The organism is Variovorax humicola (assembly GCF_037889915.1).
Taxonomy (GTDB): Bacteria; Pseudomonadota; Gammaproteobacteria; order Burkholderiales; family Burkholderiaceae_C; genus Variovorax; species Variovorax humicola.
On the sequence record NZ_JBBKZV010000050.1, the window covers coordinates 18,351 to 28,603 of the forward strand.

Below are 10,253 nucleotides of genomic sequence, written 5' to 3' on the forward strand. Positions count from 1 at the left end.
CCCATGGGAGACCAGAGACGCCCGCTTCAGCCGGGAGAAATAGCGCCGGCGTTCTCGCTTCCGTCGGCCAACGTCGAAGGAATGGTCTCCCTCGACAGCTTGCGTGGTCGCCTGTTCCTCATTGGCTTGTATCGTGGGCTGCACGGCCCGTTCTGCCGTCGCCAGGTACTGAAGCTTGCCGGCGAGCAGCCTGCCTTGCATGCCGTAGGCGTCGAGACCCTGGCGGTGATCAACACGCCGGTGAAGCGCGCCCGCCTGTATTTTCGCTATCGGCCCGATGGCGGTCATACCAGACTAGCAACTAGCTGACCCAGATCGGCGAGGGGTCGAGTAAGGTGCATGCGACCGTGAATGGCCACGACGGCGTTCGGCGCGCGCTCGGTGCCAAGCGCACCCGTAGTTGCGCATCAGATCACTGGTTGAGTGCTGGAGTCGGATGCGCCCTCAGCGGTCGGAACTCCGCGCCAGGGTCATGGAGGGCGTCTCCCCGAAGAGGTAATCTCGATCGACCACCCAATCACTCCATCGTGCCAAGACTGAATTCCTGGAACTGCAGCTTGATGGCTGCTATGCAGATTGCGAAGCCGCGCACTTTCGCCTTCTGCATAGCGAACAGACTCCTTGTGGGCGGAAGATCCCGTCCCAAACCATTCCGGCGCAGGTGTCGGAGTGCGACAACCAGGAGTTCCTCATGCAGAAACGCACCTTGCTGACCTGCGTCATTGCCGCCGGCATCGCCGTCGCAGCCCCAGGCTTCGCTATCGCGCAGTCCCAGCGATCCGCCAGCGCCAACTCGGCAACAGTCCTGCCCTATCCCGATGCGCCGTTCAAGGGCAAGATCGGCCGCACGGCCAAGGTGTCGAGTCCCGACTTTCCGAAGGAAGTCGAGGCGCCAAAGGGCGCGCCCAATGTGCTGCTCATCATGACCGACGATGTGGGCTTTGGTGCCGCCAGCACTTTTGGCGGACCAATCCCGACGCCGACCATGGACGGGCTTGCGACCAACGGGCTGCGTTTCAACCAGTTCCACACCACCGCGCTGTGTTCGCCCACGCGTGCCGCGTTGATCACCGGGCGCAATCATCACTCGGCCGCTACCGGCAACATCATGGAGTTCGGGACCGGCTACCCCGGCTACAACACGCTGACGCCGCGCAGCGTCGGCACAGTCGGCCAGATCCTCAGGGAAAACGGCTACACCACGGCGTGGTTCGGCAAGGATCACAACGTACCTGACTGGCAGACCAGCCAGGCCGGGCCGTTTCGCTACTGGCCCACTGGCTTGGGTTTCGACTACTTCTTTGGCTTCCTTGGCGGAGATGCGAACCAGTGGCGCACGCCGATCTTCGAAAACACGCTGCCCTACGAAGCCCCGGAGCAGCGAGGAGCCAGCCCGAAGCATTTCGATGATCTGATGGCGGACAAGGCGATCGGGTGGATCCGCATGCAGCACGCCGTGGCGCCACAAAAGCCTTTCTTCGCCTACTACGTCACGGGAACGGCGCATGCGCCGCATCACGCGCCGAAGGAGTGGATCGCGAAGTTCAAAGGCCAGTTCGACCAGGGTTGGGACAAGGTGCGCGAAGAAACACTGGCGCGCCAGAAAAAGCTGGGCGTGATTCCCGCCGACGCTCAATTGACGCCACGCCCGAAGGAGGTCCCCGCGTGGGACAGCCTGACGCCTCAGCAGAAGACCGTCTACACCCGGATGATGGAGGTCTACGCCGGCGCGTTGTCGCACGCGGACGAGCAAATCGGACGCGTCATCAACACGGTGGCCGAATTGGGCGAACTCGACAACACCATGATCATCTACATCATGGGCGACAACGGCGCCAGCGCCGAAGGCTCGCTGCAAGGCACCGCGAACGAGATCGGCGTGAATGCCAACGGCGTTGACGAAAGCATCGAGTACCTCGCGTCGATCGTCGATGACCTGGGTGGCGAACGGACCTACAACCACTATCCGGTGGGTTGGGCGCTCGCGATGGACACGCCCTTTCAATGGACCAAGCAGGTCGCCTCGCACTTCGGTGGCACGCGCAACGGCCTGGTCATCTCGTATCCGAAGCGCATCAAACAGACCGGCGGGTTGCGCAGCCAGTTTTCACATGTCACCGACATCACGCCGACCATCCTCGAGGCGGCCGGCGTCAAGTTTCCCGATGTTCTGGCTGGTGTGAAGCAGAAGCCGCTCGAAGGTGCGAGCCTGCTCTATGCGTTCGACAACGCCAATGCCCCGACGAAGCATCCGACGCAGTACTTCGAGATGATGGGCAACCGCGGCATCTATCACAACGGCTGGATGGCTTCGACCACGCCGCTGCGCCTGCCCTGGGTGAACTACGGCGTGACCCCGAGCCCTGACGACTTCAAGTGGGAGCTCTACGACATCACGAAGGACTTCACGCAGGCCAACAACCTTGCAGCGAGCAATCCCGCCAAGCTCAAGGAAATGCAGCAGGTGTTCGACCAGGAGGCGAAGAAGTACAACGTCTATCCGCTGGACTCCTCGATGGCAGAGCGGGTCGATCCCGCCATCCGCCCCAGCCTCACGCGCGGCCGCAATGACTTTGTGTACTACGCGGGCATGACCCGGATTCCGGAGGCCAGCGCACCGGATGTGAAGAACAAGTCCTTCAGCGTGACAGCCGAGGTCGAGGTCCCCGCCAGCGGAACGGCCAGCGGCGTGCTGGGCACCCTGGGCGGTCGCTTTGGCGGGTGGGCATTGCTGGTCAACGACAACAAGCCGGCGTTCGCCTATGCCTTCACGAACCGGGCGGATTCGACGTACCGCGTGACGTCGAAGGACGCGCTGACGCCGGGCAAGCACACCATTGCCTTCGACTTCAAGTACGACGGCGGCGGCCTCGGCAAGGGCGGAACCGGGACCCTGAGTGTCGACGGCAAGCAGGTTGCGCAAGGGCGTATCGACCGCACCATCCGCGCCCGCTTCTCCTTCGACGAAACCTTCGATGTGGGCGAAGACACTGGCACACCGGTTGTGGAGGACTACGCCGACAAGATGCCCTACCGCTTCACCGGCAAGCTCGCGAAGCTCACCATCCATCTCGAGCACGCCAAGCTTGCACAGGCCGACCGGAAAGCCTTGCACGAAGGCACCGTGGCAGTCGCGAGAGCGCGCGAATAGCCGAGTTGACCGTGGTCTGTGGCCAGCGATGCGAACTGAGGCGACCCGAAGCAATCGACGAAGCGGCCCGTCGCCCGGCGATGCGTTCGGGCGAGGAATGCGAAGGCGGCCCATCGTGGATCAATAGATAGAGAGTCATCGTGCAGGAATACGACTTCATCGTCGTCGGCGGGGGGTCTGCTGGCTGTGCCGTAGCCCACCGCTTGTCGGAGAGTGGGCGCTACACGGTCTGCCTGCTCGAGGCTGGCCCCAGCGACAAGGGCAATCCGCTGATCCTGATGCCGGCCGGGGTGTTCCCGCTGTTGCGTGGTCTATGCCGATCTTCCGCACTCGGACGTCATGTCGAAATGCCTGCCTTCCATTGATAAAGGCAAAGCTTCGCAACGCGGGAGGTAGCGTGTTCGTCGGAGGTTCGGGCCCGTGACCTCGATTGTCGACAGCCTGGTCGCCGCGGTTCGGTGCGAGCCGCTTGCCTACAGCGTCAACGGAGGGCGCGAACTGTCCGTCGCCGGCTCACCTTGTCAATACGGCGTTGTCTGACTATAGTCAGATGATGAGGAAAGATCAGATCGACGTGGTACGGCGATTCAACCGCGCAATCACTCAGCGAGTCGGGGCGCTGGACGATGCCTATCTTTCTCGTGGGCGCTCGCTGGGGTTGTCGCGACTGCTATGGGAAATCGAGCCCACCGGGTCTGAGGTACGCCAGCTACGCGCTCGACTTGGCTTGGACTCGGGGTACTTCAGCCGACAGTTGCGCCGGCTGGAGGCAGACGGACTAGTGACCACCGATGCCGATGACAGCGACGGCCGCGTACGACGGGTGCAACTAACTCGCAATGGCCTCGCGGAGCGGGCAGTGTTGGAAAGCTCATCTGATGAGCTCGCTGCATCGATGCTGGAAGCGCTGACGGAATCGCAGCGAGATCGTCTGATTGGCGCAATGATCGACGTGGAAAGACTCATCCTGGCATCGCAGGTGCGGGTTCAGATCGTCGACCCGCCTGACCGCGACTCCCGGCATTGTCTGCGGTCGTACTTCGAGGAGCTTGGCCGCCGATTCGATACGGGTTTCGACCCTGCCCAGAGCATCTCCGCCAGCGACGAAGAGATGACGTTGCCGAACGGACTGCTACTGGTCGCGAACTTGCTGGGGTCTCCGGTGGGGTGCGGAGCGCTCAAGTTTCATCCGGACGCACGGATTGCCGAGGTGAAACGAATGTGGACATCTCCGGACGTCCGCGGCCTTGGATTGGGGCGGCGTCTGCTCGAGCGACTGGCGGCTGAAGCCGAGGCGCGAGGAATGATGATCCTGCGGCTGGAGACGAACCGCTCACTCACTGAGGCAAGGCATCTTTACGAGACAGCCGGATTCGCCGAGGTCGAGGCGTTCAATGATGAACCGTATGCGCACCACTGGTTCCAAAAGGATCTTCGGCGCGACCGAAAGCGGCATTGATGTACCGCCGCATGGACGCGTTCGGTCAGCATCGGCGCAACAAGGCCGATCGTTTCCTCCAGCTCTACCCGGCCGCCACCGGCTCCAACTCGCACACCATGGACCTGGCCACAGCGCGCGAATCGCAGGCCGAGTTGGGTCACTGGACCTGGGCGCGCAAGACCGCAACTGGACTCCTGAGCCCGCCGCGGGAATTGAGCGCCCCGACGCTGTCTGGGTAGGTGCCCATTTCGGGCACTGGCGATACAGCCGATGGGCTGATGGCCGTCTGCGAGACATTGACAAGCTAACGGACGAGCTCAGCCTGACGCAGGGCCGCGATGCGCGGTGCACGGCAAGTCCGGCTCGTCGCTCGGGCGGGGGCTGCCAAGCTGGCGGCGATTGATCGGCATCTGGTGCTCATCGGTTCGTTGCGCAGGAGCTGATGCTGCAGGCGTTTGTGCCCTCTCACCGTCGACGGGCGGAACCGTACGGCGCGAAGACTTCCACCGCCCAGTCGACAAAGGCGCGCAGCTTGGCGCTCAGGTGCCGGCTGGACGGGTAGGCTACCGACACGGGAATCGGCGGCGGCTCCCAGTCGGCCAGCAACTCAACCAGCGCCCCGCTCTCGATGTGCGGCTGCGCCATGAAGGCAAAGGTCTGCGCCACGCCGAGCCCGGCCAGCAGCGCCGTCAGGTGGGCCGTGCTTTCGTTGACCGCGATGACGGCATGCCCATTGATCTCGATGCGCTCGTCGCCGCGCTCGTAGCGCGGCGGAAGGTAGCGCCCCGTGCGCGACGAGAAATAGCTCACCACCCGATGCCCGTCGAGCAGGTCAGCCGGCGTCTTGGGCGCACCGTGGCGCTTGAGGTAATCGGGTGTCGCGCAGGTCATGTAGGGCATGTGCGCGACGCGGCGCGCCACCAGCGACGGGTCGCTCAGCACGCCGCCGCGGAGCACGCAATCCACCCCTTCGCCGATCAGGTGGACCGGCCGGTCGCCCACGCCGAGCTCGAGCAGGATGTCCGGGTAGCGCGCGTGGAACGCCGGCAGCCTGGGAATCAGGATCCGGTTGGCCAGCGAGGAGCCGATGTCCACACGCAGACGGCCTCTGGGGCTGGCCTGTGCATTCGTGACATCGGCCTCTATGTCGTCGATCTCGGCCAGCACCCGCGAGATGCGCTCGTAGTAGGCGGCGCCCTCCGGCGTCACCGTGACACGCCGCGTCGTACGCTGCAGCAGCCTCACACGCAAGTGGCTCTCCAGTTGCTGGACCAGCTTGGTCACGCTGGGCTTTGGCATCTGCAGCAAGTCGGCCGCCCGCGTGAAGGTGCCGGCTTCGACGACCCGGGCGAAGACGCGCATGGCTGCGATTTGGTCCATCGCCGGATTATTGGCCAACTGGAAATAAACATGTCCCGCCCACCATCTTGGTCGGCGCAGGGTCCGACCCGACACTTCATGCCATCGCCACTCACCTCCTGCCTTCCGCCCCCTTTCATCTGTACCCGGCAAGCGATCCACGCCCTATCGCGATGCCTATGGCGCACGGCGCACACATGCGTCTGCGCTCCGTTTACAGGGCAAACCAAACCGAAAAGGAATCCGAAATGACCACCAAGATCCAAACCGTGCTGATGACGGGCAAGACCCATACGACGGCCAGCCGCCGTGAGGGCCCGCGCAGCGATGACCGCGTCGACATTCAGATGTCGACTCCTGGCAAGGCCGGCAATGAAATCGTGCTCAAGGCGATCCAGTTGCATCCGACCGCGGAGCAGTTGTTCGCCGGAGCCTGGTCGGCCTGCTACACCGGCGCACTCGGCGTCGCAGCCAAGGCGAAGAAGGTGGCGCTGCCCTCCGACATGTCAGTCGACATCGAAGTGGACCTCGGCCAGACCCGCGACGCGTACTTCATCCAGGCCCGGATCGATGTGCGCATGCCCGGCGTCGCACTCGACTTGGCAGAAGCCATCGCGCATGCAGCGCATGACATGTGCCCATACTCGAAGGCCGTTCACGGCAACATCGACGTCGCCACGAACGTCGTTGCCGCGGACGCCCTGGCAGCGTAGTCCGCGGCCTCCTCGGGCACCGAGCCTCGCTGTCACTCGACAGCGAGTGCAGCAAGGAAGTTTTCGGGTCCCGCCCACCTTTGGTCGGCGCAGGGTCCGATCCCACACATTTGATCGCGTCACCCTCACCTTCTCTCGGAGAACAGCATGTCCAAGCCCCTCGCCAACAAAGTCGCCCTCGTCACCGGCGGTTCACGCGGCATCGGTGCCGCCATCGCGCGCCGCCTGGCGCAGGACGGCGCCGACGTCGCCATCAGTTATTCGGCCTCCGCCGACCGCGCCGAGGCGCTGGTGAAGGAATTGAAGGATCTGGGCGCGCGCGCCGCAGCCTTTCAGGCCGACCAAGCCGACCCGCTGCAGGTCGAAGCGCTGGTGAACAATGCCGTACGACGTTTCGGCAAGCTCGACATCCTCGTAAACAACGCCGGCGTGTTCGTGGTCGGCCAGGTCGGCGCGCCCGACAGCGACGTTGCCGCCTTGGAACGCCAGTTCGCTATCAACGTCGGCGGCGTGGCCGCTGCCGTGCGCGCGGCAGTGCCGCTCATCAGCGACCACGGCCGCATCATCTCGATCGGCTCCGCCGCCGCCGATCGCACGCCCTGGCCGGGTGTGGCCGACTATTCGGCGACGAAGGCAGCAGTGTCCGCCTACACCCGCGGCTGGGCGCGCGACCTCGCCCCGCGCGGCATCACAGTCAACACCGTGCAGCCTGGCTCGGTCGACACAGAGATGAACCCGCAGGACGGTGACTTCGCCGCCGTGCAAAAGGCAGCCATTCCGCTCGGCCGCTACGGCCGGCCCGAAGAGATCGCGGCGGCGGTAGCCTTTCTCGCAAGCCCCGACGCCAGTTTCATCACGGGCATATCACTCGACGTCGACGGAGGAGCTGCGGCGTGATCGCCAAACTCGGCAAGGGCAGGGGCGAAACTCAAAGTCTGTCGAAGCAGCGAGCTCGATACGGATGAATACGCCAGCAAGTGCCGCATTCCGAAGACGCACCGCCGATCATCAATGGAGGGCGCGCCCTCTTCCATCGCATCCGCAACGCCGCTGCCTGGGCGAGCCGCTTGCGCCTGCCGCAGCTGAAGAATTCCTCATCGCTGAATCGCACGGCACCCGCGCGGCAAATCACGCAACAGCCATCGGACGCACGCACTATTGGGGAGTCACCTTGATCCCTTCTCATCACGCTGGACCAAGCGCCCTTTCGCGGGCCTCGAGAAACTCCAGTACAACCTCGCAGATGTGTGCCCGCCACTTGTTGCGGCGTGGCCTTGTCATCAGATCGACGCCAATCCAGCGTGAACACGTGTACTGGTTCGAGACATAGAAGAAGCCGAGAGACATGATGGTCATCAGAACGTGTTCCGAAGATACGTCCTTGCGAAAAACGCCCTTCTTCTGGCCCTTCGCCAGCAGCACAGACACAGTTTGCACCAGGGGGAAAGAAGTCTCCTCGACCTTTTTGGATTCCTGAATGTACTTGCCGCGCAGTAGATTTTCGTTCATGAGCAACCGAACGAGATCCGGATGGGCAACGTAGTGATCCCACGAATGCTCGATCAACTCGCGCATGCCCGCGATCGGATCGTCAGGCATCACGAAGTCACGCTGCGCGCCGATCATGTCCGCGTAGATCTTTTCCAGAACCGCCTGGTAGAGCCGGTCCTTGTTGCCGTAGTAGTAATACAGCATGCGGTCCACCGTCTCAGCGCGCTGGCTAATGCGCTCGATCCGAGCGCCAGAAAAGCCGTGTTCGGCGAATTCGTCCACCGCCGACTCAAGGATGCGAGCCTCGAGTTGCGCGGAGCGGGCTTGAGGCGCGCCTCTCCGGGTCGGGCCACCGTCGTCCATCCGCTGCGTCGGCGAGACCTTGGTTCGCGGCTTCTTCGCGACGGAGTCTTTCGCCGAATCTTTCTTGAGCATCTACTTCTCTTTCTTGCCAGGCCGCATTTCGGCTCCGCAGTGGCGGGGCCGCCGCCCAGTATTCTGTCCTAAGCCTGCGTCGTCGCTTCCGCACTTGCGCTTGGCCCAACAGTGATGCCGCCGGATGCGCGCTGCCTCGAGAGCCTTCACCGTTTAGGAATTGGCAACGCGAGCAGCTGGCCGAAGACGCCTGTCGGGAAGAACACCACCACCACCACCACCACCACCACCACCACCACCACCACCACAACAACAACAACAAACACGGCGCCCAGAACGAGCAGCCAATAGTTGCCGAAGCGTTCGGACAATGCGGACTCGATGCTGCGCACGAGGATCGCTCCCAAGAAGGCCGCCATCAGCATGCCGCGCCCGCCACAGCAACCCAGATCAGGACCTCTGCGGAAAGGGAAAAGCCAATCAACGTCGGGGACACGAAGCCAAGGAACTTGGCAAACATTGCGCCCGCAAGCGCGGGCACGATGTTGCTGTATCTGCGTCGACCCCATCGTGAATGTAGTACTTGCTGTATTTATATAGATTCTTCATTCGTTCGCGCCAGGGGTGCTAGGGGTTTGCACTCACGCCCATCGACAGAGCTCGCGCGTGGTGGCGCAAGTGGTCGTCGACAAAGCTCTGAATGAAGTGGTAGCCGTGGTCGTATCCCGCATGTCGGCGCAGAGAAAGCGGCTGGCCGACCGCGCCGCAAGCGGCCCAGAAGAGTTCGGGGTGCAATTGGTCCGCGAGGAACTTGTCTTGCAAACCTTGGTCGATCAGGATGCCCTTCGGGAAAGGCGCCACTGGCTGCTTGAGCATCAGTGCGGTGGCATCGTGCGCGCGCCATCGAGGGCCTTCAGCGCCAAGGTAGCGGGCGAAGGCTTTCTGGCCCCACCGACACTGCATGGGCGCGCAGATCGGCGCAAAAGCCGACAGCGACTTGAACACGCCCGGATGGCGCTGCGCCAGCGTCAGCGCGCCATGCCCGCCCATCGAATGGCCGAACAGGCCGAGCCGCTGCATGTCGAGCGGCAGGCATTCTCCAAGCAGGGGCAGCAGCTCTTTCAATAGGTAGCTCTCCATGCGCCAGTGCTTCGACCATGGCGCCTCGGTCGCGTCGAGATAGAAGCCGGCACCGACACCGAAGTCCCAGCTCTCGGCCTCACCCGGCGCATGGGCGCCACGCGGGCTGGTGTCGGGCGCGATCAGCGCGATGCCGAGCTCCGCCGCCATGCGCTGGGCGCCGGCCTTGGCCATGAAAGTCTCTTCGTTGCAGGTCAGTCCCGCGAGGTACATCAGCGCCGGCACCTTGCCGATGGCCGCCTGCGGCGGCAGGAAGATCGAGAAGCGCATCGGCAGACCGATCTCGTGCGAATCGTGCTCCAGGAAGCGCTGCATGCCACCGAAGCAGCGGTGCTCGGCCAATACCTTGGGCAAATGGCGCATCAGTAGACGACCACGCCGCGAATCGACTCGCCACGCTTCATCAGCTCGAAACCCTTGTTGATGTCCTCCAGCGGCATGGTGTGCGTGATCAGGTCGTCGATGTTGATCTTGTTCTCCATGTACCAGTCGACGATCTTCGGCACGTCGGTGCGCCCGCGCGCCCCGCCGAAGGCCGAGCCCTCCCACTTGCGCCCGGTCACCAGCTGGAACGGCCGCGTGC

At 63.5% G+C, this 10,253-nt stretch carries 10 protein-coding genes and 2 pseudogenes; 7 read left to right on the forward strand and 5 right to left on the reverse strand.

The annotated features are described in order from the left end of the window. The first annotated feature begins 3 nt into the window (after positions 1-3). From WKW80_RS34680 to WKW80_RS34700, 5 genes and pseudogenes are all read left to right on the forward strand, one after another. Entirely contained in the window at positions 4-309 is a 306-nt protein-coding gene (locus tag WKW80_RS34680; protein WP_340368112.1) for a redoxin domain-containing protein, read from the forward strand. A 382-nt stretch (positions 310-691) separates the two neighbouring features. Continuing rightward, entirely contained in the window at positions 692-3,151 is a 2,460-nt protein-coding gene (locus WKW80_RS34685; protein ID WP_340368113.1) for an arylsulfatase, read from the forward strand. A gap of 137 nt (positions 3,152-3,288) precedes the next feature. Beyond that, a pseudogene (locus tag WKW80_RS37725) lies at positions 3,289-3,408 on the forward strand (FAD-dependent oxidoreductase); the annotation flags it as partial. Positions 3,409-3,704: 296 nt separating this feature from the next. Continuing rightward, positions 3,705-4,610, forward strand: a complete 906-nt coding sequence (locus WKW80_RS34695; protein ID WP_340368114.1) for a GNAT family N-acetyltransferase — start codon at positions 3,705-3,707, stop codon at positions 4,608-4,610. A gap of 11 nt (positions 4,611-4,621) precedes the next feature. Beyond that, positions 4,622-4,831 carry a hypothetical protein gene (locus WKW80_RS34700; protein ID WP_340368115.1) on the forward strand — a complete coding sequence of 70 codons (210 nt, stop codon included), beginning with the start codon at positions 4,622-4,624 and terminating at the stop codon, positions 4,829-4,831. 226 nt (positions 4,832-5,057) lie between these two features. On the opposite strand, the gene WKW80_RS34705 is transcribed toward WKW80_RS34700, so the two are convergent. After that, positions 5,058-5,972: a LysR family transcriptional regulator gene (locus WKW80_RS34705; RefSeq protein WP_340368116.1), complete on the reverse strand. Its 915-nt coding sequence runs from the start codon at positions 5,970-5,972 to the stop codon at positions 5,058-5,060. A 227-nt stretch (positions 5,973-6,199) separates the two neighbouring features. Between WKW80_RS34705 and WKW80_RS34710 the strand changes: the two genes are divergently transcribed. Together WKW80_RS34710 and WKW80_RS34715 are read left to right on the forward strand one after the other, a co-directional pair. After that, positions 6,200-6,664 carry an Ohr family peroxiredoxin gene (locus WKW80_RS34710; protein ID WP_340368117.1) on the forward strand — a complete coding sequence of 155 codons (465 nt, stop codon included), beginning with the start codon at positions 6,200-6,202 and terminating at the stop codon, positions 6,662-6,664. A gap of 147 nt (positions 6,665-6,811) precedes the next feature. After that, positions 6,812-7,561, forward strand: coding sequence for an SDR family NAD(P)-dependent oxidoreductase (locus WKW80_RS34715; protein WP_340368118.1), 750 nt, complete (start codon positions 6,812-6,814; stop codon positions 7,559-7,561). A gap of 288 nt (positions 7,562-7,849) precedes the next feature. Here the strand turns inward: WKW80_RS34715 and WKW80_RS34720 are convergent, their stop codons facing one another. The 4 genes and pseudogenes from WKW80_RS34720 to WKW80_RS34735 form a co-directional block, all read right to left on the reverse strand. After that, positions 7,850-8,590 carry a TetR family transcriptional regulator gene (locus WKW80_RS34720; protein WP_340368119.1) on the reverse strand — a complete coding sequence of 247 codons (741 nt, stop codon included), beginning with the start codon at positions 8,588-8,590 and terminating at the stop codon, positions 7,850-7,852. A gap of 146 nt (positions 8,591-8,736) precedes the next feature. Then, on the reverse strand, positions 8,737-8,955 hold the full coding sequence (locus tag WKW80_RS34725) for a hypothetical protein (RefSeq protein WP_340368120.1): 219 nt from the start codon (positions 8,953-8,955) through the stop codon (positions 8,737-8,739). Between the two features lie 202 nt (positions 8,956-9,157). Next, a complete protein-coding gene (gene fghA, locus WKW80_RS34730) occupies positions 9,158-10,033 on the reverse strand; it encodes an S-formylglutathione hydrolase (protein ID WP_340368121.1) in 876 nt (291 codons plus the stop codon). Beyond that, positions 10,033-10,253 (reverse strand): annotated as a pseudogene (locus tag WKW80_RS34735) (S-(hydroxymethyl)glutathione dehydrogenase); the annotation flags it as partial. The gene fghA and the pseudogene WKW80_RS34735, both read right to left, overlap by 1 nt.